General features: G+C 67.4%; 1 protein-coding gene. It reads left to right on the plus strand.

The genetic code is table 11. The features are described from left to right. Nucleotides 1–364 (plus strand): substrate-binding domain-containing protein (locus D7X55_RS47090; protein ID WP_158626517.1); only part of this gene is annotated, 364 nt, incomplete at its 5' end. Nucleotides 365–411: the final 47 nt, after the last annotated feature.

A 411-nucleotide genomic window follows, 5' to 3' on the forward strand; every position in this document is an offset into this window, starting at 1 on the left:
GGATTACCGTGAAGTCGAGCCAACGGCCGAGGCCGCCATCGCAACGGTCGACCAATGGCTGGCCGGCCCTTCGCGTCCCGACGCGCTGGTCACCAGCAACAGCCTGCTGCTCATGGGTGCATTGAAGGCGGCACGCAGCGCCGGTCTCGCCATTCCAGGAGAGCTGGCGCTGGCAGGGTTCGACAACGAGCGCTGGACCGAGCTGGTCGAACCTGGCATTACCGTGGTCGAGCAGCCGGTTGAAGACATGGGGCGCGCTGCGATGTCGCTGTTGCTGGAACGCCTGCGCATGCCGGAGCTGCCCGTGCGCAGGCTGGTGATGACGGGAAGGTGCGTGGTGAGAGGGTCGACGGCTGGGCGATAGTCCGGCACCGGCCTGCGGCAGCCGCCAGATGTTGGCGGGTCATGCGT

The organism is Corallococcus sp. AB049A (assembly GCF_003668885.1).
In the GTDB taxonomy this organism is placed as follows: domain Bacteria; phylum Myxococcota; class Myxococcia; order Myxococcales; family Myxococcaceae; genus Corallococcus; species Corallococcus interemptor.